22 protein-coding genes are annotated in these 25,634 nt (G+C 67.8%); 8 read left to right on the top strand and 14 right to left on the bottom strand.

The window, feature by feature from the left end; genetic code table 11:
- Window positions 1–9: 9 nt before the first annotated feature.
- The 5 genes from ACZY0B_RS06995 to ACZY0B_RS06975 all read right to left on the bottom strand — a co-directional run bounded on the left by ACZY0B_RS06995 (window position 10) and on the right by ACZY0B_RS06975 (window position 7,326).
- Complete coding sequence (locus tag ACZY0B_RS06995) at window positions 10–2,925, bottom strand: MMPL/RND family transporter (protein WP_463763302.1); 2,916 nt, start codon at window positions 2,923–2,925, stop codon at window positions 10–12.
- A complete protein-coding gene (locus ACZY0B_RS06990; RefSeq protein WP_463763301.1) occupies window positions 2,922–3,353 on the bottom strand; it encodes an MmpS family transport accessory protein in 432 nt (143 codons plus the stop codon). Before ACZY0B_RS06990 ends, ACZY0B_RS06995 begins: the two co-directional genes overlap by 4 nt.
- 170 nt (window positions 3,354–3,523) lie before the next feature.
- On the bottom strand, window positions 3,524–4,132 hold the full coding sequence (locus ACZY0B_RS06985; RefSeq protein WP_463763300.1) for a TetR/AcrR family transcriptional regulator: 609 nt from the start codon (window positions 4,130–4,132) through the stop codon (window positions 3,524–3,526).
- Window positions 4,133–4,170: 38 nt separating this feature from the next.
- Complete coding sequence (ligA, locus tag ACZY0B_RS06980) at window positions 4,171–6,270, bottom strand: NAD-dependent DNA ligase LigA (RefSeq protein WP_463763299.1); 2,100 nt, start codon at window positions 6,268–6,270, stop codon at window positions 4,171–4,173.
- Between the two features lie 42 nt (window positions 6,271–6,312).
- Entirely contained in the window at window positions 6,313–7,326 is a 1,014-nt protein-coding gene (locus tag ACZY0B_RS06975) for a uroporphyrinogen decarboxylase/cobalamine-independent methonine synthase family protein (RefSeq protein ID WP_463763298.1), read from the bottom strand.
- Window positions 7,327–7,426: 100 nt separating this feature from the next.
- Between ACZY0B_RS06975 and ACZY0B_RS06970 the strand changes: the two genes are divergently transcribed.
- Window positions 7,427–8,071, top strand: coding sequence for a sensor domain-containing protein (locus ACZY0B_RS06970; RefSeq protein ID WP_463763297.1), 645 nt, complete (start codon window positions 7,427–7,429; stop codon window positions 8,069–8,071).
- Window positions 8,072–8,172: 101 nt separating this feature from the next.
- On the opposite strand, the gene ACZY0B_RS06965 is transcribed toward ACZY0B_RS06970, so the two are convergent.
- From ACZY0B_RS06965 to ACZY0B_RS06935, 7 genes are all read right to left on the bottom strand, one after another.
- A complete protein-coding gene (locus ACZY0B_RS06965) occupies window positions 8,173–8,448 on the bottom strand; it encodes a DUF4190 domain-containing protein (protein ID WP_463763296.1) in 276 nt (91 codons plus the stop codon).
- Between the two features lie 110 nt (window positions 8,449–8,558).
- Entirely contained in the window at window positions 8,559–9,635 is a 1,077-nt protein-coding gene (mnmA, locus tag ACZY0B_RS06960; protein WP_463763295.1) for a tRNA 2-thiouridine(34) synthase MnmA, read from the bottom strand.
- Window positions 9,632–10,810 carry a cysteine desulfurase family protein gene (locus ACZY0B_RS06955; protein WP_463763294.1) on the bottom strand — a complete coding sequence of 393 codons (1,179 nt, stop codon included), beginning with the start codon at window positions 10,808–10,810 and terminating at the stop codon, window positions 9,632–9,634. Before ACZY0B_RS06955 ends, mnmA begins: the two co-directional genes overlap by 4 nt.
- Before the next feature lie 34 nt (window positions 10,811–10,844).
- Complete coding sequence (locus ACZY0B_RS06950) at window positions 10,845–11,675, bottom strand: lysophospholipid acyltransferase family protein (RefSeq protein WP_463763293.1); 831 nt, start codon at window positions 11,673–11,675, stop codon at window positions 10,845–10,847.
- Window positions 11,672–12,544 (bottom strand): GNAT family N-acetyltransferase, encoded by an 873-nt coding sequence (locus ACZY0B_RS06945; RefSeq protein WP_463763292.1) that lies wholly within the window; start codon window positions 12,542–12,544, stop codon window positions 11,672–11,674. The genes ACZY0B_RS06950 and ACZY0B_RS06945 overlap by 4 nt, the downstream gene beginning before the upstream one ends.
- A gap of 434 nt (window positions 12,545–12,978) precedes the next feature.
- Window positions 12,979–13,935 (bottom strand): electron transfer flavoprotein subunit alpha/FixB family protein, encoded by a 957-nt coding sequence (locus ACZY0B_RS06940; protein ID WP_463763291.1) that lies wholly within the window; start codon window positions 13,933–13,935, stop codon window positions 12,979–12,981.
- 37 nt (window positions 13,936–13,972) lie between these two features.
- The gene (locus ACZY0B_RS06935; protein WP_463763290.1) at window positions 13,973–14,764 is read right to left on the bottom strand and encodes an electron transfer flavoprotein subunit beta/FixA family protein; all 792 of its coding nucleotides are present in this window, start codon (window positions 14,762–14,764) and stop codon (window positions 13,973–13,975) included.
- A 227-nt stretch (window positions 14,765–14,991) separates the two neighbouring features.
- Between ACZY0B_RS06935 and ACZY0B_RS06930 the strand changes: the two genes are divergently transcribed.
- From ACZY0B_RS06930 to ACZY0B_RS06920, 3 genes are read left to right on the top strand one after another with little or no spacing between them, the layout of a single operon-like run.
- A complete protein-coding gene (locus tag ACZY0B_RS06930; RefSeq protein WP_463763289.1) occupies window positions 14,992–15,831 on the top strand; it encodes a class I SAM-dependent methyltransferase in 840 nt (279 codons plus the stop codon).
- Window positions 15,828–17,414, top strand: a complete 1,587-nt coding sequence (locus ACZY0B_RS06925; protein ID WP_463763288.1) for a 1,4-alpha-glucan branching protein domain-containing protein — start codon at window positions 15,828–15,830, stop codon at window positions 17,412–17,414. The genes ACZY0B_RS06930 and ACZY0B_RS06925 overlap by 4 nt, the downstream gene beginning before the upstream one ends.
- Window positions 17,411–18,655 carry a glycosyltransferase family 4 protein gene (locus tag ACZY0B_RS06920; RefSeq protein WP_463763287.1) on the top strand — a complete coding sequence of 415 codons (1,245 nt, stop codon included), beginning with the start codon at window positions 17,411–17,413 and terminating at the stop codon, window positions 18,653–18,655. The genes ACZY0B_RS06925 and ACZY0B_RS06920 overlap by 4 nt, the downstream gene beginning before the upstream one ends.
- 3 nt (window positions 18,656–18,658) lie before the next feature.
- Here ACZY0B_RS06920 and ACZY0B_RS06915 read toward each other — a convergent pair whose 3' ends face one another.
- Window positions 18,659–19,633: an SDR family NAD(P)-dependent oxidoreductase gene (locus ACZY0B_RS06915; RefSeq protein ID WP_463763286.1), complete on the bottom strand. Its 975-nt coding sequence runs from the start codon at window positions 19,631–19,633 to the stop codon at window positions 18,659–18,661.
- Window positions 19,634–19,693: 60 nt separating this feature from the next.
- Here ACZY0B_RS06915 and ACZY0B_RS06910 point away from each other — a divergent pair, with 60 nt between their 5' ends.
- The gene (locus ACZY0B_RS06910; RefSeq protein ID WP_463763285.1) at window positions 19,694–21,052 is read left to right on the top strand and encodes a TIGR01777 family oxidoreductase; all 1,359 of its coding nucleotides are present in this window, start codon (window positions 19,694–19,696) and stop codon (window positions 21,050–21,052) included.
- 22 nt (window positions 21,053–21,074) lie between these two features.
- Here ACZY0B_RS06910 and ACZY0B_RS06905 read toward each other — a convergent pair whose 3' ends face one another.
- Window positions 21,075–21,584 carry a MarR family winged helix-turn-helix transcriptional regulator gene (locus ACZY0B_RS06905; RefSeq protein ID WP_463763284.1) on the bottom strand — a complete coding sequence of 170 codons (510 nt, stop codon included), beginning with the start codon at window positions 21,582–21,584 and terminating at the stop codon, window positions 21,075–21,077.
- 71 nt (window positions 21,585–21,655) lie between these two features.
- Here ACZY0B_RS06905 and ACZY0B_RS06900 point away from each other — a divergent pair, with 71 nt between their 5' ends.
- Genes ACZY0B_RS06900 through ACZY0B_RS06890 form a run of 3 tightly spaced genes read left to right on the top strand, consistent with a single transcriptional unit; the run spans window position 21,656 to window position 25,577 of the window.
- The gene (locus ACZY0B_RS06900; RefSeq protein ID WP_463763283.1) at window positions 21,656–23,761 is read left to right on the top strand and encodes an MMPL family transporter; all 2,106 of its coding nucleotides are present in this window, start codon (window positions 21,656–21,658) and stop codon (window positions 23,759–23,761) included.
- Window positions 23,758–24,246: a TspO/MBR family protein gene (locus ACZY0B_RS06895; protein WP_463763282.1), complete on the top strand. Its 489-nt coding sequence runs from the start codon at window positions 23,758–23,760 to the stop codon at window positions 24,244–24,246. The genes ACZY0B_RS06900 and ACZY0B_RS06895 overlap by 4 nt, the downstream gene beginning before the upstream one ends.
- Window positions 24,246–25,577 carry a cryptochrome/photolyase family protein gene (locus tag ACZY0B_RS06890; RefSeq protein WP_463763281.1) on the top strand — a complete coding sequence of 444 codons (1,332 nt, stop codon included), beginning with the start codon at window positions 24,246–24,248 and terminating at the stop codon, window positions 25,575–25,577. The genes ACZY0B_RS06895 and ACZY0B_RS06890 overlap by 1 nt, the downstream gene beginning before the upstream one ends.
- Window positions 25,578–25,634: the final 57 nt, after the last annotated feature.

Here is a 25,634-nt window from a genome sequence, read left to right as displayed (position 1 = left end):
CTCTGACGATCAATGCGACCCGGCCTTCGAGCCGGCCATCACCGCGTCGTCGTCTTCCCACAGCAGCAGCTGACGAACCGCCGGACGCGGGCCGTAGGGCCGCAACATCGTGCTGGCCGGACGCGGGCGCACCAGTTGCGGCCACCAGAACCAGCGACCGAGCAGCCTTGCGATAGAAGGCGTCATGAATGAGCGCACGATCAGCGTGTCGAACAACAGCCCAAGGCCGATCGTGGTCCCGATCTGACCGAGCACCAGGAAACCGCTGAAAACGAACGCGCACATGGTGACGGCGAAGACGATGCCGGCCGAGGTGACCACCGAGCCGGAGCCGGCCATCGCCCGGATGATGCCGGTGTTGATGCCGGCATGAATCTCTTCCTTGAATCGGGAGATCAATAGCAGGTTGTAGTCGGATCCGACCGCCAGCAGCAGGATTACGGCCAGCGCGAGCACGACCCAATACAACTGAATGCCGAACAGGTACTGCCACACCAGGACTGACAGCCCGAACGAGGCGCCCAGCGAGAGGGCCACCGTGCCCACGATGACAACCGCGGCGATCAGGCTGCGGGTGATGATCATCATGATCAGCAGGATGAGGCTCAGCGCGGCGAATGCCACGATCAACAGATCGTACTTGGCGCCGTCCTGGATGTCCTTGTACGTCGCCGCCGTCCCGCCGAGATAGATGCCCGCGTCGGCCATCGGCGTGCCCTTCAAGGCCTCGTGCGCGGCCTTCGCCATCGGATCGATGTGCGAAATGCCTTGGGTCGTAGCGGGATCGCCTTCATGCGTCACGATCATGCGTGCGGCCTTGCCGTCCGGCGAGAGGAACAATTTCAGCCCGCGCATGAAGTCGGGGTTGTTGAACACCTCGGGCGGCAGATAGAAGGTGTCGTCGTTCTTGGCCGCGTCGAAAGCCCGCCCCAGCGCCGTCGCGTTGTCGATCGCCGCCGCGGTCTGCGCGTAAATGCCGGACAGCGTGGCGTAATTCGCCAACGTCAGATCGCGATTGGTCTGCTGACTGTCGATCTGCGGCGGGATCAGCGCCACCAGTTTGGGCTGCAGTGCGTCGAGCTTGTCGAGCGAGGCCGTGAGGTTCTCGAACTTCTCAGTGAGCTGGTCAATGCCGTCGAGCGCGTCGAACAGGGATCTGAACGCGGCGCAGACAGGAATGTCGAAACAGTGCTTCTCCCAATAGAAATAACTCCGAATCGGCCGGAAGAAGTCGTCGAAATTCGCGATCTTGTCGCGCAGATCCTGGATCGTGGCGAGCGTGTCGTGAAAGCTTTCAGTCTCGTCGTGGGTGGTCCCGGCGAGCTGCTGCTGCAATACGTACTGCTGCTTCAAAATGTTGATGGTCTTCGACAGTTCGTTGGCCTGCTTGAGCGCGTCGTCGGCCCGATCTCGTTGGTAGGTCAGGTTTTGCTGCTGCGCCGCGCTCTGATTGCTGACCACGAACGCGAGCGAGCTGTGGACGAGCGGGGTACCCAGCGGCCTGGTGATGGTCTGCACCTGCGCGACCCCGGGCACGTGGAACACGGCCTTGGCCACCTTGTCCAGGATGAGCATGCTTTCCGGGTTACGCATGTCGTGATCCGTCTCGACCATCAGCAACTCGGGCTCCAGCCGGGCCCGCGAGAAGTGCTTCTCGGCGGCCGTGTAACCGACATTGGCCGGCGCGCTGGCCGGCATGTACGGACGAGTGTCGTAACTGGTCTTGTATCCGGGCAAGGCGATCAGGCCGACCAGGGCCAGCGCGCACGCGGCCGCGAGAACGGCGCCGGGCCAACGGACGATCGCGGTGCCGATCCGCCGCCAGCCACGGGTTCTCATCGCCCGCTTGGGTTCGAAGATGCCCGCCTTGGCGCCCAGCGTGAGGATCGCGGGCCCGAGGGTCAGCGCCGCCAATAGCGCAACCAGGACTCCCAAAGCGGCTGGGATACCCAGACTTTGGAAGTAGGGCAACCTAGTGAAACTCAGACAGGCTACCGCGCCGGCCACGGTCAGCCCGGAGCCCAACACGATGTGGGTGGTGCCGTGATACATGGTGTAGAAAGCCTTTTCCCGGTCCTCACCGGTCCCGCGCGCTTCCTGGTAGCGGCCCACGAAAAATATCGCGTAGTCCGTTCCGGCGGCGATCACCAACAGGGTCAGGATATTCGTCGCATACGTCGACAGCCCGATGATTCCGGCGTTACCCAGAACCGCGACAAGACCTCGGGCGGCGGACATTTCGATCAGGACCGTGGCGAGCACCAGCAGTGTGGTGAGCACCGATCGGTAAACGAAGAACAACATCAACGCGATCATCCCGATGGTGATCGCGGTGACCTTCGCGGTCCCCTTGCTGCCGACATCGAACTGATCGGAGATCAGCGGCGCCGCCCCGGTCACGTAGACCTTGACTCCCGGTGGCGGCCTCATGCGGTCGACGACGTCGCGGATCGCGCCCACACCCTCGTTAGCCAGAGCCGAGCCCTGATTACCGGCGAGGTTCACCTGAACGTAGGCGGCCTTGCCATCGCTGCTCTGCGATCCCGCCGCGGTGAGAGTGTCGCCCCAGTAGTCCTGGACATGTTGGACGTGCTTTTTGTCCTGCTCGAGCTTGCGGATCATTCCGTCGTAAAAGCGGTGCGCGTCGGCGCCGAGCGGCTTGTCGCCTTCCAGCACGATCATGGCCGAGCTGTCGGTGTCGAACTCATGGAACGCTTGACCGATGCGCTTGATCGCCTTGAGCGACGGGGCATCTGGCGAGTTCAGCGCCACATTGTGGGTTTTCCCCACCTCTTCGAGCTGCGGCACCGCGATGTTCGTGATGGCGGCCATTGCCACCCAGAACAGCAGGATCGGTAGCGCGAGCCGGCGGATGTTTCGCGGTACGAACGGCCGCGTCTCCTGATCGTTGCTTTGGTTGCTCATCCCGACTTATCCAGACAGAAGGTGTAGGCGTCGACTTTGTTGACGGTGCGTTGGTCTTTGACTTCGCCGTTGATGGTGATGCGGCAACCGAGGGTGTCCCCGTCGCCTTGGGCCACGACGTTGGCGACGACCGCGGGCTCCGTCGTGGTGATGGTGAACGACCAGGGCAGCGGCGCGTTTTTGACTTGCTGCGGCTGGGCGTTGACGTCCAGGTAGTTGATCGTTGCCACCGCGCCCGGTGCGCCGAAGACCTCGAGCACTACCTGCTTGGGGTTGAACGGCACAATTTCGTTGGACAGGCCACTGTTGGGCGAGGCGTTGTTGTGCGAGCCGAAGATTCCGTGCAGGCGATAGATTCCGAATCCCGCGATGACGACCACGAGTACCGCGACCAACACCATCCACCCTTGCCTAAGCAAAGTAGACATTGAAATCGCCTTCACCCGTCGGCCTTTCGATGGTCGGGCGTTCTCGATCACTCTATGACTACGGCAGTCGTCTCGCGCAAGGGCGCTCGACGGATATCACAGTACGGTACTGGACCGTACTCTACAAGAGACGCGCCCGTACACATCTATCGACGCGCGGCCGTTGATTTTTACGTGCTGGATCGAGTGAGACCGGGGATGAGGAACCCGTCGACGAGAGCTTGCACGGTGCGACGAGTGGGCGGCCGGCCGGGGATGATGGATCGGAAGATCAGATACCCGGGCAACAGATCCCAGAGCTCATCGGTGACGACGTCTTGGCGGATCTCGCCGCGGTCCACGGCCTGTTGCAGCACGCGCTGAATCATGGCCTTGCGCTGCTTGAGGAATTGCTCCTGCAGGGCGTCGCAGAGCGCGGGATGGCGCGACACCTCGACCATCACCGCGCGGATGGTGGAGGCGTGCTCGAGGCCATGCTGACCGCACGTCTCCCCCAGCAGCAGCAGATCCCCCCGCAAGGTGCCGGTGTTGGGCGCCACCGCGACCTGACGGACGCCTTCGATGAAGGCGGCCAGCACCAGTTCGGCTTTCGACGGCCAGCGCCGGTACACCGTGGCCTTGCTGGCGTGGGCGGCACCGGCCACCGCGTCGATCGTCAACTGGTCGTAGCCGTGTTCTTGCAGTAACCGCAGGGTGACGGCCAGTAGCTCGGCCTCGCGCGCAGACCACGGTGATGGCTCCGTGCACGAATCGGCGGTCTGGGTCATAGCGCCCACCATAGATCCGCTGCGGACAGTACGGACCAGTACTGCCGGAGTTAATCGGCTGTGACGTCCGCGGCGGGGCCGTCCTCGAGCAGCCGGCGAAAGCCGTCCTCGTCGAGGATCGGCACGCCCAGCTCCACCGCTTTGTCGTATTTCGAGCCCGGCGAATCGCCGGCGACCACGTAGGCGGTGTTCTTCGACACCGAGCCCGCGGCCTTACCACCGCGGGCCACGATGGCCTCCTTGGCGTCGTCGCGGGAAAATCCGGTCAGCGAACCGGTGACGACAATGCTCAGCCCGGCCAGCGTGCGCGGCACGCTGGCGTCGCGCTCGTCGGCCATCCGCACGCCGGCCGCTTGCCACTTGTCCACGATCGCGCGATGCCAGTCGACGGTGAACCATTCGGTGACCGCGGCGGCGATGGTGGGCCCGACGCCCTCGACCGCTGCCAGCTCCTCGGTCGAGGCCGACGTGATGGCGTCGAGGCTGCCGAACTCGGTCGCCAGGGCGCGCGCGGCCGTCGGCCCGACGTGCCGGATCGACAGCGCCACCAGCACCCGCCACAGCGGCTGCGCCTTGGCTTTGTCCAGATTGGCCAGCAACCGCTTACCGTTGGCCGACAGCGTGCCGCCCTTGGTGGTGAACAGCTCGGTGCGCAGCAGATCGTCCTCGGTAAGGGTGAACAGGTCTCCCTCGTCGGCGATCACCGCGGCCGCCAGCAGTGCGGTTGCGGCCTCGTAGCCCAGACCCTCGATGTCGAACGCGCCGCGACCGGCGACGTGAAACACCCTCTCCCGCAACTGCGCTGGGCACGACCGGGAGTTGGGACAGCGGATGTCGGCGTCGCCCTCCTTGGCCGGAGCCAGCAGGGTGCCGCACTCGGGACAGTGGGTAGGCATGACGAACTCGCGTTCGGTGCCGTCGCGCAGATCGGCGACCGGACCGAGCACTTCGGGAATCACGTCGCCGGCCTTGCGGATCACCACGGTGTCGCCGATCAGCACGCCCTTGCGCTTGACCTCGGCGGCGTTGTGCAGGGTGGCCATCCCGACCGTCGAACCGGCGACCTTGACCGGAGTCAAGACCGCGTAGGGCGTCACGCGTCCGGTCCGGCCGACGTTGACCCGAACGTCGAGCAGCTCGGTCTGCACCTCTTGGGGCGGGTACTTGTAGGCGATCGCCCAGCGCGGCGCCCGCGAGGTCGACCCCAGCCGGCGCTGCACCGACACGTCGTCGATTTTGACGACGACACCATCGATTTCGTGATCAACGTCGTGGCGATGCTCGCCCCAGTAGGCGATCCGGTCCAGCGCACCGGCGGCGTCCTGGACCCGGGTGGTGTGTTCGGAAACGGGCAGACCCCAGCCACCCAGCGCCAGGTACGCGTCGTGCAGGGAGGCCGGCCGAAATCCTTCCGTGTGTCCCACGCCGTGGCAGATCATCCGGAGCTTGCGGCGGGCGGTCACCGCGGGATCCTTCTGCCGAAGTGACCCCGCGGCGCTGTTGCGCGGATTGGCGAACGGCGCCTTGCCGTCCTCGACGAGGCTTGCGTTGAGCGCTTCGAAGTCGGCAAGCCGGAAGAACACCTCGCCGCGTACCTCGAGGACGTCAGGGATCGGATAGTCGTCGCTGGCCGTCAGCCGTTCCGGGACGTCGTCGATGGTGCGCGCGTTGTTCGTGACGTCCTCGCCGGTGCGGCCGTCCCCCCGCGTCGCGGCACGCACCAGTCGGCCGTCGCGGTAGACCAACGACAGCGCGACGCCGTCGATCTTGAGCTCACACAGAAAGGGCACGTCGTTGCCGACCTCGGCGTGGATGCGTGCGGTCCACACGTCGAATTCCTCGCTGCTGAACACGTTGTCCAGCGACAGCATCCGTTCCAGGTGCTCCGCCGAGGTGAAATCGGTGGCAAATCCCGCGCCGCCGACCAGCTGAGTCGGCGAATCGGGTGTGCGCAGCTCGGGATGCTGCTCCTCGAGCGCAGCCAACCGCCGCAGCAGGTCGTCGAAATCCGCGTCGGAGATGACCGGCGCATCGCGCACGTAGTAGCGGAACTGGTGTTCGCGCACCTCGTCGGCGAGTTCACGCCATTGCCGGCGAACCTCGGGCCCCAAGGAATCGGGCAGCGTGGGGTCAGCTTCTGGCGAACTCACCTTGGCAGGCTATCGAAGGCGCCCGACATCGATCCCGGGGCGTTAGATGGCGTCGGGGTCCCGGGCGATCGCCTCGGCGGCCTTACGGGCCAGCTCGATCGCGGTGCGGGCCCACGCCGGCGTCGCCGCGGCCAGACCGCATGCCGGGGTGACGCCGATGCGCTCGCGCAGCGCCGAGCGGCCGAACCCGAGCCGATCGGTCACCGCGACGACCGCGGCGGCCACCTCCTCCGCAGCGGGCGGCCGCTCCGGAGCGGTGGCGGCGACCACGCCCAACATCACCGCGCGACCGGATTCGACGAACGCCGCGATCCCGTCCAGGTCCGCTGCCTTCAGCGTGCCGGCATCGACCGATATCGCGCTAATTGCACTGCGCTGCAACACGTCCCACGGCAAATCGGCGGCACAACTGTGCAGCAGCACCTCGGCGCCCACCCTCTCGGCGCAGCTGTCGAGCAGCGACACGGCCACCGACTCGTCGAGCGCCGCAACCGGACTCAGCGCGGTGACCCCGCTCAGCCATCCGCCCAACGCCGCCGGCAACGACGGCTCGTCGAACTGCACCACCACCGGTGTGTCAAGGCGGCGGGACAGCGCCGCGCGGTGTGTGGCAACGCCTTCGGCCAGCGACGCCGTCAGATCGCGCACCGCTCCGGGATCGGTGATCGCGCGGTGGCCGTTGGCCAGCTCGAGCCCGGCGGCCAGCGTGATCGGACCGGGAGCCTGGACCTTGACCACCCGTCCACCACCGCGCAGACCGGCCGTCTCCCAGGCTTCCTCTAGCGCGTCCATGTCCTCGTCGAGGAAACTGACGGCCCGCCGTGTCACCGCGCCGGGGCGAGCGGCGATGCGGTATCCACGCGGCACGGTGTCAATCGCCACGTCGATCAGTAACCCCCCGGCCCGCCCCAGCAGGTCTGCGCCCACTCCCCTGGCGGGCAGCTCGACGAGGTGGGCCAGCGCGGCCGCCAATTCGCCGACGACAACCTCCGCCGATCCCCGCGCCGCGATGCCGGGCCACGAACCCACGCCGCTGCCGGTCGCGAAAACACTCACCGGGCAACCGTATTCGACGTCACATCGCGCCCCGGTGGCCAGGGGTGTTTAGCCGACGGTCGGCGCGACTAATCTCTAAGGTTTAGAGGGGTGCAAAACGGTGTGGCGCAAGGCAAGATTCGCGTGGCCGCTGCTGATATGTGGCGCGGTGGTGCTGACTGCCGCATGCACCCGGGTGACCGACGGAACGGCACTGCCGGGTTTCACCGGCGGGGCCAGGGGTGTCGACGGGGTCAACGTCGACACGATCCTGCTGGATCAGCCGCGGATGCGTGCGATCACCGGCGCCGGCGAGCACCTGACGATCATCCCTTCGATGGACGGCAGCGCTCCGGTCGACATCGACACGCTCGCCAACACCACGCCGCGCGCATGCCGGTTCATCTTTGCCGAGACCGCGACGTTCGGGCCCGACATCGAAGAGTTCCACAAGACCACGTTTCAGGACCCGCCCGACGGCGCGCTGATCTCTGAGGGCGCCGCGGCCTATCACGATGCCGCGACCGCGCAGCACGCGTTCACCGCGCTGGTCTCAACTGTCACCGACTGCGCCGACGGCTCGGCCGGCCAGCTGATCGTCGGCGACTGGAAGGCCGATGCCAACACGCTGCACCTGGGGCCCGGCGGCTGCGGTCGCGACTACCGGGTGCTCTCGGTGGCGTTGGTGGAAGTCACCTTCTGCGGCTTCCCGCAATCGGTCTCCGACATCGTGATGACGAATATCGCCGCCAACATCCCGCGGTAGCGGCTCGGCGCCGGTGCGCAACAGCCGCCTGGCTCGTGTCGAGCGGCACCAGGCGGCTGCGCGGCTTCATGAAAGTGCTTGTGGAGCAAGGGCTATCGTCGTCACCAGTGCGCCGTCGTCATCAATTCGAAGTTCGGGTGGCCACATTCGATCCACATCGCGACATGCAGGGCGGTGACGGCCGCGGAGACCGCCAGGGCGGTGACCGCAAACGCGAAGCCCTGCTGGCCACGCTGTTTGACCTGCCGCATTCCGACCAGGGCCAGAACGCCGCTCAAGATCGGGCTGGCGTACATGCCCATGATGCTCAGCACGAATGCCGCAACGGCGAGACCGTTGGTCTGCACTGCCTGTGCCGTGGCCTGGTTTTCGCTCATCGTCTTTCGTTCCTTCTCACTCTGGGACCACCCGACTGTCGACACGAATAGTCTCCGAGAGCGCTTGGAGAATTCTTGGAACGCGACGGCGACGGGCGGCGAGCGGAAAACTAGCGCGACGTGCCGGCGATGGTGGCGCTGCCGAGCACTTCGTCACCGGCCGAATCCGGCCGATACAGCACGAGCGTCTGGCCGCGCGCCACACCACGCAGCGGAGCGCGCAACCGAACACACAGCTCGTCGCCGAGCAATTCGGCCACCGCGCTCTCGGTTTCACCGTGGGCCCGCACCTGAACCACACACTCGATCGGGCCTTGGGGTGCGGCGCCGGCGGTGAAGACCGGCTCCCGTCCGGTCAGCGCATGCACTTCGAGGTCCGCGGCGCCGCCGACGTGCACCGTCGCGGTGTCGGCATCGATGGCCGTCACGTACCGCGGACTACCGTCCGGTCCGGGACCGCCGATGCCCAGGCCCTTGCGCTGCCCGATCGTGAAACCGTGCACGCCGTCGTGGGTGGCCAGCACCGCGCCGTCGTCGTTGACCACGTTCCCGCGGCGAACGGCGATGCGCTCTCCGAGAAAAGCGCGGGTGTCCCCCGAGGGGATGAAGCAGATGTCATGGCTGTCGGGCTTGTCGGCGACGGCTAGCCCGCGACGAGCCGCCTCCGCTCGAATCTGCGGCTTGGGAGTGTCGCCGATCGGAAAAGTGGCATGGCGCAACTGCTCTGCGGTCAGCACCGCCAGCACGTAGGACTGGTCCTTGTCCCGGTCGACGGCGCGGCGCAGCCGCCCTTGCGACAGCCGGGCATAGTGGCCGGTGACCACCGTGTCGAATCCCAATGCCAAAGCACGCGCGGACAGCGCCGCGAACTTGATGCGTTGATTGCAGCGCACGCACGGGTTGGGCGTCTCGCCGCGCGCGTACGACGACACGAAGTCATCGATCACGTCTTCGGCGAACTTCTCCGCGAAATCCCAAACGTAGAACGGTATTCCGAGCACGTCGGCAACGCGTCGCGCGTCGGAGGCATCTTCTTTCGAGCAACAGCCCCGCGAGCCGGTGCGCAGCGTGCCGGGCGCCGACGACAGCGCCAGGTGCACACCGACCACTTCGTGCCCGGCATCGACCATTCGAGCGGCGGCGACCGACGAATCGACGCCACCGCTCATTGCGGCAAGAACTTTCACCCCGACGCCCCCGCAGCGGCCAGCGCCGCTCGCCTGGCCCGATCCACCGCTGCGGGGAGCACGCGCAGCACCTCGTCGACGTCGGCGTCAACACTGGTGTGCCCCAATGACAGCCGCAGCGACCCTCGGGCCGTGGCCGCGTCGTCGCCCATCGCGATCAGTACATGGGAGGCCTGCGGGACACCGGCGGTGCACGCCGACCCGGTCGAGCATTCGATTCCGTTGGCATCCAGCAGCATCAACAGCGCATCGCCTTCGCAGCCGCGAAAAGTGAAGTGGGCGTTGCCCGGAAGCCGCGATTCGCGGGATCCGTTGAACCGGACGTCGTCGATGCCGACCAGCACGCCCTCGACCAGACGATCGCGCAACGCGCGCAGCCGTGCGGTATTGGCCTCCAAGCCGTCCACGGCGAACCGAATCGCCGCCGCCATCCCGACCGCGCCCGCGACATCCGGAGTGCCGGAACGGATATCGCGCTCCTGGCCACCGCCGTGCAACAGCGGCACACAGGTCACGTCGCGGCGCAGCAGCAAGGCACCCACCGCCGGCGGACCGCCGAACTTGTGCGCCGCAACGCTCATCGCCGACAGCCCGCTGGCGCTGAAGTCGACGGGCAGCTGCCCGACCGCCTGGACGGCGTCGCTGTGCATCGGGACGCCGAATTCGGCGGCGACGGCCGCGAGTTCGGCGATGGGCATGACGGTGCCGACCTCGTTGTTGGCCCACATCACCGAAACCAGCGCGACGTCGTCATGGCTGCGCAGCGCATCGCGCAGCGCGGCAGCCGACACCGATCCGTCGGCGGCGGTGGGCAGCCAGGTCAGCTGGGCGCCCTCGTGCTCGACGAGCCAGTCCACCGAGTCCAGCACCGCGTGGTGCTCGACCGCACTGGTGATGATGCGGCGATGGCGCGGATCGGCGTCGCGGCGGGCACGGTAGATCCCCTTGACGGCCAGGTTGTCGCTCTCGGTGCCGCCCGCGGTGAAAATCACCTCCGACGGGCGCGCCCCCAGCTTGTCCGCGATCAGCTCACGAGACTCCTCGATCCGGCGCCGCGCCGTGCGGCCGCTGGTGTGCAGCGACGAGGCGTTGCCCACGGTGCCGAGCACGGCCGTCATCGCCTCGATGGCGACAGGGTGCATCGGGGTGGTGGCAGCGTGATCGAGGTAGACCATGACGCGCCCCAGGATACCGGGCCGGCCGAGACCCCTAAGCGACCAGCACGTGGCGTTGACCTGGGCGCTGCGCCACTCCGACGCCCACCGCCGACTGGCTGCGGCGTGCCAGCGCCTTCCGGTCGGTGCCCGGCAGCTGCAGAGATTCCACGTGAACATGCGCCAGGGTGCGGCGCTGGGCGATCAGCCGGCACATCGCCGCCCACAGGGTGTCATCCCCGACGAAGGCCGGAGCGGTCGAGATCAGGCCGTTGACGTGGTGGTAGGTCAACCGGAGTGGCTGCACCGGGCGGCCCGAGTCGATTGCGGCCTGGAACATCGCCGGGTAGAACGAACCGCAGGCCACGCCGCACCACGTGGTGCCCTCGGGAAAGGCCACCACGGTCTGACCCGTAGCCAGCCGGTCCGCGACGGTGTCCACCACCGCGGGTAGCCGCCGCAGGCTGGCTCGGTCGATCGGAATGATCTTCAGCAGACGCGCCGTGAGCTCGCCGAACATGTCAGCGCGGGCCACGTACCACCCGGGCACCACCGCACCGATGGCGAAGACGTCCAACCAGGACATGTGCGGGCTGACCACCAAGACCCCGCGCAGGTTGCGGATCGGAGCGCCCGACGCGCTGATCCGGACCCCGAAAACCCGCAGCACCATCCCGCAGCAGAACCGTCGCACGCGCATCTGGCCCGGCCCGGGCACCAGCGCCAACGGCGCCACCAGCAACAGCAGCAGCGCCAGCATGATGCGGAGCGTTACCCGCAGCGCCACCAGCCACCGCGCCGACGCGGCGCCGACACCCACGCAGGTGCTGTCGCATGTCGCGCGCGGTAGCCAGGCGTGGTCGGTGACGACTGCGGGAGCGCTCATCGGGCGCCGCCCACCATCTCGCGGCTCATATCGGAAGCCGCCGATACCGACCGCAGTCTTCGCAGATATCGGGTATCGGCCTGGCCTTTGTCCAGCAGCACGCAGAAGTCGCCGACCCCGAAGTCCAAGTCCAGGGCGGGCTCGCCGCAACATTTGGCCCCCAGCCGCAGATAGCCGCGCATCAGCGCCGGAACCGTGGGCCGCGGCGGCGGCGCGATCTCGTCGAGAGTCCGGCCGTTTACGACCACCGGGTGGTGCGGGAACACCTGGTACTGCGGCGGCGCGGCGTGCCGGCTCCGGACGAAGTCGCGCACGCCGCGCAGCTGGCTGCCCGGCGCGTCCCGGTCCGATTCCGGCCCCGGGTCGCCGCCGATCGGCACCGAGACACACCCGGTGACGTAGTCGTAGCCGTAGCGGTCCAGGTAGGCCAGGATCCCCGCCCACATCAGCAGCACGACGCCACCGTTGCGGTGGCCGTCGCGGACCACGGCACGGCCCATCTCCACCAGCGACGGCCGCAGCGGGTCGAGCGCGCGCAGGTCGAATTCCGTCGCCGTGTACAGGCCCCCGGCCGCAATCGCACCCGCCGGTGCCAACATCCGGTAGCAACCCACCAGCTCGCCGGTGTCGTCGTCACGGACCAGCAGGTGGTCGCAGAACTCGTCAAAGCGGTCCACATCGCGCTCCCCGGCACCGGATGCCGGCAGCGCGAAGCCGGGTGTGCTGGTGAATACGTCGTATCGGAGCCGCTGCGCCGCCTCGACCAGGCTGGGGTCGGTGGACAACAACAGCGAGTACCGCGGACCAGAAGAGCTGGTCGCCGCTCCGTCCGGTTTATCGCTCGGTATCAGGACAGAAGCAATGCTCATGAGAAACAACGTGACGCAATCGAGGAGCTAATCGGCATCGGCGCTATGACGTGTTGGTGCACGCAAGATGACGAAATGTGTTGCAGGGCGCAAGTGTGGCGAGCGAGTTTGGCCCGCGTATTCGTAAGAGCGGCAACGTGATAAACACCCGCGCGTTTCTCGCAGTTAACGTTCTCGCCAATTTGGCGGCGGTCGCCCGGAGCGGGGTGCGCCATCGGCGGAAACCCGAATCATGTTCGGGGCGAACGATTCTTCGTGCCGCGCGGTGATGCGTGACTAGTCGAGCCGTACCTACCGGCGACTTTCGAAAGCGATATCACCCGCGATGTCGGATTCAGCGACCGAGTAGTGGTCCGCACCCGCGCGCAGTGGCGAAAATCACGCCAAAAGCCCCCACGCGACATGCGCGCGGGGGCTTTTGGGTAAGGCGGAGATCAGCCCTTGCGGGTCTTGATCGCGTCGGTCAGCTGAGGCGCAACCTTGAACAGGTCGCCCACCACGCCGTAGTCGGCGATCTCGAAAATCGGCGCCTCTTCGTCCTTGTTGACCGCGACGATGGTCTTCGAGGTCTGCATGCCCGCCCGGTGCTGGATCGCACCGGAGATGCCCAGCGCGATGTAGAGCTGGGGCGAGACCGTCTTGCCGGTCTGGCCGACCTGGAACTGGCCCGGGTAGTAGCCGGAGTCGACGGCGGCACGCGAGGCACCGACGGCCGCGCCCAGCGAGTCCGCCAGCGCCTCAACCACGTTGAAGTTCTCCGCGCTGCCGACGCCACGGCCACCGGAGACCACGATGCTGGCCTCGGTGAGCTCCGGGCGGTCGCCGGCGACCGCGGGCTCGCGAGCGGTGATCTTGGTGGCGTTCTCGGCGGCGGCCGGCACCTCGACAGTGACCTGCTCACCCGCACCCGCCGACGGCTCCGCGTCGATCGCACCGGCGCGCACGGTGATCACCGGGGTGTCGCCGTTGGCCTGCGCCTCGACGGTGAACGCGCCACCGAAGATGGAGTGGATGGCCTTGTTGCCCTCTTTGACGTCGACCACGTCGACCAGCAGACCGGAACCGAGCCGGGCCGCGAGCCGGCCGCCGACCTCTTTGCCGTCCGCGTTGGCAGCCAGCAAAACCGCTGCCGGAGAAGCAGATTCGACCAGCGAGGCCAGCACGTCGACGACCGGGGTGACCAGGTACTTGTCGACATCGTCGGACTCGGCGACGTAGATCTTGGCGGCGCCGGCTTCCTTCAGTGCGTCGGCCAGCGGCGCGGCCGTGCCCGGCGCACCGACGACGACGGCGGACGGCTCGCCCAAAGCGCGTGCGGCGGTGATCAATTCGGCGGTGACCTTTTTCACCGCGCCTTCAGCGTGCTCGACGAGCACCAGTACTTCAGCCATGCGTTATCTCGCTCTTCTCGTCTTAAGGGAATGTGGGTTAGATGATTTTCTGGCCGACCAGGTACTTGGCGATTTCGTTGCCGCCCTCGCCCTCGTCGGTGACCTTCTCACCCGCGGTCTTCGGCGGCTTCGGGGTCGACGCCAGCACGGTCGATCCGGCGTTGGCCAGACCGACCTCGTCGCCCTCAACGCCGATCTCGGCCAGGGTCAGCACCGTGACTTCCTTCTTCTTGGCGGCCATGATGCCCTTGAAGGACGGGAAGCGCGGCTCGTTGATCTTCTCGGTGACGCTGACCACCGCGGGCAGTGTGGCCTCCAGGGTGAACAAGCCGTCATCGGTCTCGCGCTCGCCGGTGACCTTGTCACCCTCGAGCGACAGCTTGCGCAGGTGAGTCAGCTGCGGCAGCCCCAGGTACTCGGCGATGATCGCCGGGACCGCACCGCCGGTGCCGTCGGTGGCCTCGTTACCGGCGATGACCAGCTCGGTGCCCTCGATGGTGCCCAGCGCGCGCGCCAGCGCCCATCCGGTCTGGATCACGTCCGAGCCGTGCAGGCCGTCGTCCTTGAGGTGAACGGCCTTGTCGGCCCCCATCGACAGCGCCTTGCGGATAGCCTCGGTGGCGCGCTCGGGACCCGCGGTCAACACGGTCACCGAGCCCTCGCCGCCTTCTCGCTCACGGATCTGCAGGGCTTCTTCGACGGCGCGCTCGTTGATCTCGTCCAAGACCGCGTCGGCGGCCTCGCGGTCGAGCGTCCAGTCGCCGTCAGTCAGCTTGCGCTCCGACCAGGTGTCTGGGACCTGCTTGATCAGGACCACGATGTTCGTCATGAGTGTGGTTCGTCCTCCTTGAAGGAGTCTCGCAGCAGCCAGCTACGAGACTTTCAGTACGCGTTTTGCAGCGCACGGTCGTGTTACTACTCGGTAACTTTGTGCGGCCTGCCATCACACCATAGCGGGTCGTACTGCAGGTTCTTGCGGCCTGCCTCTCCTGCGACCGGGGGCTACCCCGCGGGACGGTTCGCGAATCCGATACTTCGCGTTAGCCTCCCTATGCAATGAGCGCATTCGTCCCCGACGTTCCCCTCGGCATCCCCGACGGCACCTCACCGGCGGTCTTGCCTGCGACCCCAGCGGTGTTGACGCTGACGGGCGAGCGCACCATCCCTGACCTGGACATCGAGAACTACTGGTTCCGCCGCCATCAAGTGGTGTACCAGCGGCTGGCAACGCACTGTGTGGGCCGCGACGTGCTCGAGGCCGGATGTGGCGAAGGTTACGGCGCCGATTTGATCGCCGAGCGCGCTCGGCGGGTCGTCGCGGTGGATTACGACGAGGCGGCGGTGGCCCACGTCCGCGGCCGCTATCCCCGGGTGGAAGTCATGCAGGCCAACCTGGCCGAGCTGCCACTGCCGGATGCGTCGATGGACGTTGTGGTGAATTTCCAGGTCATCGAGCACCTATGGGACCAGACCCAGTTCGTCAAGGAATGCGCCCGGGTACTGCGTCCCTCGGGGTTGCTGATGATGTCCACGCCCAACCGGATCACCTTCTCCCCGGGCCGTGACACCCCGATCAACCCTTTTCACACCAGGGAATTGAACGCCGACGAGCTGACGGAACTGCTGGTCGGCGCGGGCTTCTCCCAGGTGGCGGTCAGCGGACTGTTCCACGGTGCGCGCCTGCGGGAGATGGATGCCCGCCACGGCGGTTCGATCATCGACGCGCAGATCGCACTGGCGGTGGCCAGCGACGAGGGAGTGCCGTGGCCGCCCGAGCTGGCCGCCGACGTCGCCGCGGTCACCATCGACGACTTCGACCTGGTGGCCGCCGGCGACCGCAACGTCCGCCCTATTGATGACAGCCTGGATCTGATCGCAATCGCGGTGCGGCCGTGAGCACATCCGGCACGCCGGTGCCCGGCATGTTCACGCTGGTGCTGCACACGCACCTGCCGTGGCTGGCCCACCATGGCCGCTGGCCGGTCGGCGAGGAATGGCTCTACCAGTCCTGGGCAGCCTCCTACCTTCCGCTGTTGCGGGTGCTGCGCACGCTGGCCGACGAGGATCGCCACCGGTTGATCACGCTCGGCGTCACCCCGGTGGTCAACGCCCAGCTCGATGACCCGTACTGCCTCGACGGCATGCATCACTGGCTGGCCAACTGGCGGCTGCGCGCGGCCGAAGCCGCCAGCGTGCGGTCGATACCCAAATCGAAGTCGGCCGGCTACCAATCCTGCACACCGGAAGCGTTGCGGGAGTTCGGGATTCGTGAATGCGCGGAGGCCGACCAAGCGCTGGACGAGTTCGCGACCCGGTGGCGGCACGGCGGAAGCCCGCTGCTGCGCAGCCTGATCGATGCCGGGACCGTGGAGCTGCTCGGCGGCCCGCTGGCCCACCCGTTCCAGCCGCTGCTCGCGCCCCGGCTGCGCGAGTTCGCGTTGCGTGAAGGCCTGGCCGACGCCCAGCATCGCCTAGGGATGCGAAAAGGGCAAAGCCCCGGCGGCATCTGGGCGCCCGAGTGCGCCTACGCCCCCGGCATGGAACACGACTACGCCGCCGCCGGGATCACGCACTTCATGGTCGACGGCCCGTCGCTGCATGGCGACACCGCGCTGGGCCGGACCGTCGGCGACAGCGACGTGGTGGCCTTCGGGCGCGATTTGCAGGTCAGTTACCGGGTGTGGTCGCCGAAATCCGGCTACCCCGGGCATGCCGCCTACCGCGACTTCCACACCTACGACCACCTGACCGGGCTCAAGCCGGCGCGGGTCACCGGCCGCAACGTGTCCTCGGACGCCAAGTCGCCGTATGACCCCGAGCGCGCCGACCGCGCCGTCGACGTCCATGTCGCCGACTTCGTCGACGTGGTCCGCAACCGGCTGCGCAGCGAGTCCGAGCGCATCGGGCGTCCCGCTCACGTGATCGCGGCCTTCGACACCGAACTGTTCGGCCACTGGTGGTACGAGGGACCGACCTGGCTGGCGCGGGTGCTGCGGGCACTGCCCGCCGCCGGTGTGCAGGTGGGCACGCTGCGCGACGCGCTCGCGGGCGGATTCGTCGGCGAGCCGGTGGCGCTGCCGCCCAGTTCGTGGGGCTCGGGCAAGGACTGGCAGGTGTGGGCCGGCGACAAGGTCGCCGACCTCGTCCAGCTCAACACCGAGGTGGTCGACACCGCGCTGAGCACGGTCGACAAGGCGCTGTCACAGACCTCGGACGGGCCGACCCCCCGCGATCGCGTCGCCGACCAGATCCTGCGCGAGACCCTGCTGACCGTGTCCAGCGACTGGCCGTTCATGGTCAGCAAGGACTCGGCCGCCGACTACGCCCGCTACCGCGCACACCTGCACGCACACGCCACCCGCGAGATCGCCGGCGCACTGGCCTCGGGCCGGCGCGACACCGCGCAACGACTGGCCGACGGATGGAACCGCGCCGACAGCGTGTTCGGCGCCCTGGATGCCCGAAGGCTGCCCCGATGAAAATCCTGATGGTGTCCTGGGAGTACCCGCCGGTCGTGATCGGCGGGCTGGGCCGCCACGTGCATCACCTGTCCACCGCGCTGGCAGCTGCCGGCCACGACGTGGTCGTGCTGTCGCGGCGCCCGTCGGGCACCGATCCGAGCACGCACCCGTCGTCCGACGAGATCAGTGAGGGCGTCCGGGTGATCGCGGCCGCGCAGGATCCGCACGAATTCGCCTTCGGCACAGACATGATGGCCTGGACGCTGGCGATGGGCCACGCGATGATCCGCGCCGGTCTGCCGCTCAAGAAATACGGCACCGACCGGTCCTGGCGTCCCGACGTGGTGCACGCACACGATTGGCTGGTCGCCCACCCCGCCGTTGCGCTGGCCCAATACTATGACGTGCCAATCGTTTCCACGATCCACGCGACCGAGGCGGGCAGGCATTCGGGCTGGGTGTCCGGAGCGATCAGCCGCCAGGTGCACGCGGTCGAGTCGTGGCTGGTGCGTGAATCCGATTCGCTGATCACATGTTCGGCGTCGATGAGCGACGAGATCACCGAACTGTTCGGCCCCGGCCTGGCCGAAACCACCGTGATCCGCAACGGGATCGACGCGGCGCGCTGGCCGTTCGCGCCGCGGCGCGCACGCACCGGGCCCGCCGAACTGCTCTACGTCGGGCGCCTGGAGTACGAGAAGGGCGTGCACGACCTCATCGCCGCGCTGCCGCGGATCAGGCGCACCAACCCGGGTACCACGTTGACCATCGCCGGTGACGGCACTCAGCAGGACTGGCTGGTCGAGCAGGCTCGTAAACACCGGGTAGTCAAGGCAACTCGGTTCGTCGGGCATCTGCACCACGACGAACTGCTGGCGGCGCTGCATCGGGCCGACGCCGCGGTGTTCCCCAGCCACTACGAGCCGTTCGGGCTCGTAGCGCTGGAAGCCGCCGCGGCCGGTACCCCGTTGGTGACGTCCAACATCGGCGGCCTGGGTGAAGCGGTGATCAACGGGCAGACCGGGGTGTCGTGTCCGCCCCGCGACGTGGCCGGACTGGCCGCGGCGGTGCGCACGGTGCTCGACGATCCGGACGCCGCGCAGCTCCGCGCTCGCGCCGCCCGCGAACGGCTCACCTCAGACTTCGATTGGCAGACGGTGGCCGGCCAGACCGCACAGGTGTATCTGGCGGCCAAGCGCGGTGAGCGTCAGCAACTGCCCCGACTGCCCATCGTCGAGCACGCGCTGCCCGACCGCTGAGCCTCACGCATCGTCGATGCCGACCGAATAGGCGCAGTACCGCCAGAGCCGTTCGCGCTCGCCCACGCCGTACCTCGTCAACGGCAGATAGTGCTCCGGGCGGGGCCGCCGGTCGTGCCAGAAGCCGCCGCTCGGTGGCGGCGGCTCGGTCGCGGCCAGCCAGATGGCGGTGTCGGCCGCCTGCTCGGGAGTGCGCAACAGCGGGCCGGTGAGTGAGCGGAACGCCGGAAGCGACGTGGCCACCCCCGGGGTATCGGCCCAGCCGGGGTGCATGGCGTAGACGCGGATGTTGTCGTCGGCCCAGTGGCGGGCCAGAATCGGCGTCAGCGCCACCTGCATTCGTTTGGTGCGCGCATAGGCGGTGACGCCGCTATACGGCTCGTCGAAGTATTCGGGGTCGTCGGCGGGCAGCGACTGGGTGTACATCCCACCCGAGGACATCAAGATCACCCGCGGGTCCTCGGCGCCGCGCAGAACCGGCAGCAAGCACTCGGTCAACAGCACCGGACCCAGCACATGCGTGGCCAGGGTGACCTCGTGCCGGTCAGCGGTCTCGGTCCGCTCGGACGGCAACACCCCGGCGTTGTGGATCAACACATCCAATCCCCACACCCGGGCGGACAAGTCGGCCGCGAACGCACGGACCGCGGAGAGGTCGGACACGTCGCAGACCTCGACCTGCACATCGGCGTCGGGGTTGGCGTCGACGATCTCTTTTCGGGCCTCCTCGCCGCTCGCCTCGTCGCGGACGGTCAGCAGCACGGTCGCGCCCAGCTGCGCCAGGCCCGTGGCGATCGCTTTGCCGATTCCCCGATTCGCACCGGTGACCAGCGCCGTTCGCCCCTTCAACGCATTCGGCTGCCGGTCGTCGGGCCACCCCCACTGGCGCACTTGATAGCCGATGCGGGTATACCCCCCGACGATCGTCCGATCCAGGGCGGTGTCGAGCAGGGACCGCAGTCCGCTGTGAATACTCATGCATCCCTGTTACCCACGATGGCGCAAGGCATGCTCCCGTCGTGGGTAACTTTGGAAACCATGGGACTGGAATATTCGAGCGTGGTCGACGCGCCGCGGGAAGACGTGTTCGCCTGGTACACCCGACCGGGTGCCTTCGAACGGCTGTCGCCGCCGTGGGCGCCGATGCGGCTGGTCACCGAGGCCTCATCGCTGCGGGACGGGCGCGCCGAACTCGCCCTGCCCGGCGGCCTGCGCTGGATAGCCGAGCACCAGGCCGACGGCTACGACCCGCCGCGCCGCTTCGTCGACAGCATCGGCAGTGACGGGCTCACCTCGCTGCCGGCCCGCATCGCCGTGCGGTGGCGACATATCCACGAATTCGACGACCTCGGCGACAACCGCACCCGGGTGATCGACCGGGTCCAAACGCCGGTGCCCGGCGCGGCGTTGCGTCCGATGTTCATCTATCGGCACCGGCAACTGGCCGATGATTTGGCCGCGCACCGGCTGGCGGCCGAGCACGGTCTGGCTCCGCTGACCGTCGCGATCACCGGGTCGTCGGGACTGGTCGGTTCGGCACTGTCCGCGTTTTTGTGTACCGGCGGGCATCGCGTCATCCAGCTGGTTCGCCATGCCGCAGGCGGCGGCGACGAACGCCAGTGGAATCCCGACGACCCCGACCCAGATCTGCTGGCCGGGGTCGATGCGGTCATTCACCTGGCCGGTGCCTCGATCGCCGGCCGGTTCACCGAGGGCCACCGCAAGGCGGTGCGCGACAGCAGGATTGGCCCAACCCGCCGACTGGCCGAACTGGTGGCGCGCACCGCCGTCCGCCCGACGGTCCTGATCTCGGCCTCGGCGGTCGGCTATTACGGATACGACCGCGGCGAAGAGGAACTCACCGAGGCAAGCGGGCGCGGCGACGGGTTCCTTGCCGACGTCGTCGCCGACTGGGAGGACGCGACCGCGCCGGCCGCACAGGCCGGGGTGCGGGTGGTGCAGGTCCGCACCGGCATCGTGCAATCCCCCCGCGGCGGCACGCTGAAGCTGATGCGTCCGTTGTTCAGCGCCGGGCTGGGCGGCCGCCTCGGTGACGGCCGACAGTGGTTGTCCTGGATAGGGATTGACGATCTGCTCGACGTGTATCACCGCGCACTCTGGGACACCGAGCTGTCCGGGCCGGTGAATGCCGTTGCCCCGCAACCGGTTCGCAACGCCGAGTACACCCGCACCCTGGCCCGCGTGCTGCGCCGGCCCGCGGTATTGCCCGTTCCGTCGCTCGGGCCCCGGCTGTTGCTCGGCAGGCAGGGCGCCCGCGAGTTGGCCTGTGCCAGTCAACACGTCGTCCCGCAGCGGCTCAGCCAGGCGGGGCACCGGTTCCGCCAACCCGACCTGGACCAGGCCTTGCGTCACCTACTCGGGCGCACCCAGCGGTGAACCGCACGAAATACCGCGCGAATCAGGGCTGGGGAGCGCCCAATTCACCCTGGAAGCATTGCATCGCCGCGATCAGCGCGGCAAAGACGCGGTGGGCGGCCGCGAGATCGGCGTCGGGCAGGCCTTGCAGCGCCGCGCGGGTGTGTGCGCCCAGGGGGGTGAAGAACGACCGGGCCGTGTCGAGGCCAGGCTCGGAAAAACGCAGGATGACCTTGCGCCGGTCCTTGGGATGCGAGTCGCGCCAGATGTGGCCGGACTCGATCAGCCGGTCGACCAGGTAGGTGATCGCGGCACCCGACAGCCCCATCCGCTGGCTGAGGTCTCCCGACGTCATCGGCCGCCCGCTGGATTCGGCGACCATGATGTGCAGCAGGGCACGGAAATCGGTGGGGCGCACGTCTTGAGACGTCGCGAACAAGCGGCCGATCTGGTCGGATTCGGTTGACATCTCACGCAGATCGGCCGACATCAGCGACTCCAGCGCCTCGCGGCTCCAGCGGACTTCGTCAGCGTTCATATCCGACAGCAGCATATCTTCACGGGCTGGTCATTTCAGTTCATTAATGTTTAATTGACTGAAATGGTGGAAAAGTTGGTGTCGTGATGTGGAATGCTTTGGCGGCGGCCGTGACAGGCCGGCGTTCATGGCGCCTGGGCTTGGCCGCGGTCCTGCTGGGTATCGGCTTCATGGTGGTCATCGGCGGGAACGCGGCAGCCGGCCAGGCACCGCTGTCGGTGCCCGTCGACTCGGACTCCGCGCAGGTCGACGCCGCAGCCCGGCAATTTCCCGGCGGCGATCGGGTTCCCCTGCTGCTGGTCGTCAATCGCGCCGACGGCGCGCCGCTGAACGCCGCCGACGTGACCGCGGTCGGGGCGGCCCGCGACCGGATGCAGGCCGTCGTGGCGCCCTTCGGCGCCGCCAGCCCGCAGCCACCGATCGTGTCGGCGGACGGCAAGGCGGCCATCGCCGTGGTGCCCATCCGCGCCGACTTGTCGGGCATGGTGCTCAACGAGGGGGTCGCCGCGCTGCGCACCGCCGCCGACGCCGGCTTGCCCGCGGACCTGCGGGCCCACGTCACCGGGGGCCCGGCCTTCGGCGCCGATATCGCCAACGCGTTCACCGACGCCAACATCACTCTGCTGGCGGTGACGGCGTCGGTGGTCGCGCTGTTGCTGATCGCCACCTACCGCTCGCCGGTGCTGTGGCTGGCACCGCTGCTGGTGATCGGATTCGCCGACCGGGTCGCGGCGGCGGTGGGCACCGCGGTGGCGTCGCTGACCGGATTGAGCTTCGACGGCGCGACGTCCGGCATCACCAGCGTGCTGGTGTTCGGCGCGGGCACCAACTACGCGCTGTTGCTGATTTCCCGCTACCGGCAAGAACTTCGGAGCCACGCCGAGCATCGCGCCGCGTTGCGCCGCGCGGTGCGCCGGGCCGGGCCGGCCATTGTCGCCAGCAATGCCACCGTGGTCCTGGCGCTGCTCACCCTGCTCTTCGCGTCGACGCCCAGCACCCGCAGCCTGGGAGCGCTGGCGGCCTGCGGACTGGTAGTCGCGGCCCTCTCGGTATTGGTGGTGCTGCCGCCGCTGCTCGCGCTGTGCGGCCGGCGACTGTTTTGGCCGCTGGTCCCCCCGCCCGACGGCGCGGCCACCCTCGACACCGGAGCCTGGCACCGGGTCGCCGAACAGGTCGCCCGCCGTCCCGGCGTCGTCGCCGCCGTCTCGATCGCGGTGCTGGCGGCCCTGGCCGGCGGCCTACTGGGAACCCGAATCGGCTTGTCGCAGACCCAGCAGTTCCGGGTCCAGGCAGACTCGGTGTCCGGTTACAACGTGGTGGCCGCGCACTTTCCCGCCGGCCTGGCCAACCCCACACTGGTCGTCGCTCCCACCGCCCAGGCAACGCAGGTGCGGGCCGCGATCGTCGCGACTCCCGGTGTGGTGTCGGCAACCGACGCGGGTCAGTCGACATCCGGCTTGACGAATTGGTCGGTGGTCACCGATTCCCCGCCGTCGTCGGATCGCGCATTCACAACCATTGCCGCACTGCGCAATTCGACCAAATCCGTCTCCCCCGGCGCGCTGGTCGGCGGTGCCGACGCTGCGGCCCTTGACGTTCGCGACGCGGCGGTCCACGACCGGCTGATGCTGATCCCGGCGATCCTGGCCGTGATTCTGATCGTCCTGTTCGTACTGCTGCGCTCGGCACTCGCGCCACCCAGCCTGCTGTCCGCGACGATCCTCGGCGCGCTGGCCGCGCTCGGTCTCGGCGGCTGGACGAGCATGCACGTCTTCGGATTTCCGGCGCTGGACAACAGCACCCCGCTGTTCGCGTTCCTGTTCCTGGCGGCCCTCGGGGTGGACTACACCATCTTCCTGGTCACCCGCGCCCGCGAAGAGGCCGCGCAGCACGGAGCGCGCGAGGGCATGATCCGCGCGGTGTCGGCCACCGGCGGCGTGATCACCAGCGCGGGAATCGTTTTGGCGGCGGTCTTCTGCGTGCTCGGAGTATTGCCGCTGATCGTGCTGACCCAGCTCGGCATCATCGTGGGCTTGGGGATCCTGCTGGATACCTTCGTGGTGCGCACGCTCGTCATCCCCGCGCTGTTCGCCCTGATCGGCGATCGCATCTGGTGGCCCGCCGACCCGACCCATACCAAAACCGTTGACCGGCAAATGAATTCCCTACAAGAAGAGCGGAGCAGACTGTGAAGCGATCGACCCTGGCCGCGACGACACTCGCCGTCGCGGTGGCCGCAGGCACCGGTAGCATCGCCAGCCCACGTCGCGTTCCCGCCTGGTACTCGCGGCTGCGCAAACCTGCTTACCAGCCACCCGGTGCCGCTTTCCCCATCGTCTGGACGACCCTCTACGCCGACATCGCCACCACCTCCGCGGTGACAATCGACAAGTTTCGCGCGGCGGGACAGCACGACAAGGCGCGCGGCTATGCCGCGGCACTGAGCGTCAACCTGCTGCTCAACGCCGGATGGAGTTGGCTCTTCTTCCGCTTCCACAAACTCGGGGCATCCGTGCTGGGCGCGGCCGCACTGACGGTCAGCAGCGCCGACCTTGCCCGCCGGGCCGCCGCGGCGGACCCACGCGCCGGCGCGGCGCTCTCGCCCTACCCGCTGTGGTGCGCGTTTGCTACCGTGCTGTCCACCCATATCTGGCGACTCAACCGCCGCGTTCAATAATGCCCGCGCTCTTGTGGTTTCGCCGCGACCTGCGCTTGTGCGATCATCCCGCGCTGCTCGCCGCCGCCGAAACCGAGGACGTGCTCGCCTGCTTCGTCGTCGATCCACGTCTCGAGAAGTCGTCGGGCCGGCGCCGCCTGCAATTCTTGGGCGACACATTGCGACAACTGCGCGACGACCTGGATGGGCGGTTGCTGGTGACCCGCGGGACGGCCGAAGAACAGATTCCCCGCATTGCCGAGAAGATCGGCGCGTCCGCGGTACACATCTCCGAAGACTTTGCGCCATACGGAAAGCGCCGCGACGAAAAGGTGCGTGCGGCACTGGGTTCGGTGCCCCTGGTGGCGACCGGATCGCCCTATCTGGTGTCGCCCGGCCGCGTCACCAAGGACGATGGCGAACCCTACAAGGTATTCACGCCGTTTCTGCGGAAGTGGCGGGAAGTCGGATGGCGCCAGCCCGCGCAATCGAGTGCCGATTCCGCACGCTGGCTCGATCCGGCCCATGTGGTCAAGCAGTGCAAGATCCCCGACCCTGGCATCGAGCTCGACGTCGATGCCGGTGAGGCGGCCGCACTTTCGCAATGGGAGGATTTCGTCGACGACGCGCTGGACCGCTACGCCCAAGACCGCGACCGGCCGGACCTGATGGGCACCAGCCGGATGTCGGCACACCTGAAGTTCGGCACCATCCACCCCCGAACCATGCTCGCGGCGATGAACCTGCGTACTGCCGGAGCGCAAACATATTTGCGGGAGTTGGCCTTTCGTGACTTCTACGCCGGGGTGCTGCATCACTGGCCGGCCAGCATCTGGCGAAACTGGAACAGCGACTTCGACGCCATCTCGACCGACACCGGCGCCGAGGCCAGACGTCGCTTCGAGGCGTGGAAGGCGGGCAAAACCGGATTTCCGATCGTCGATGCGGGCATGCGCCAACTGCGCGAGACCGGCTTCATGCACAACCGGGTGCGGATGATCGTCGCATCGTTTCTGGTCAAGGACCTTCACCTGCCGTGGCAGTGGGGTGCCGAATGGTTCCTGGATCAACTCACCGACGGCGACATGGCCAGCAACCAACACGGCTGGCAGTGGTGCGCGGGGTGTGGCACGGACGCCGCGCCGTACTTTCGGGTGTTCAACCCGATCACCCAGGGTGAAAAGTTCGACCCTGCAGGCGATTACGTCCGGCGCTGGGTCCCCGAGCTGAATGACACCGCTGACGTCCATCTACGCAAAGGCGAACGTCCGCACGGGTATCCGGATTTCATCGTCGACCACGGCGCCGAGCGGGCCGAAGCGCTGAAGCGCTATCAGGACATCAGTTCCTAGCCCGGCGGCTCGCCGGAGCGGGCGCCGCCGTCGGAGCACAGCGTGGTGCGGTACCGA

This window comes from Mycobacterium sp. IDUB_19 (assembly GCF_055419445.1).
Note: the sequence above shows the minus strand (reverse complement) of the source record. Positions and strands in the feature narration are given on the sequence as shown.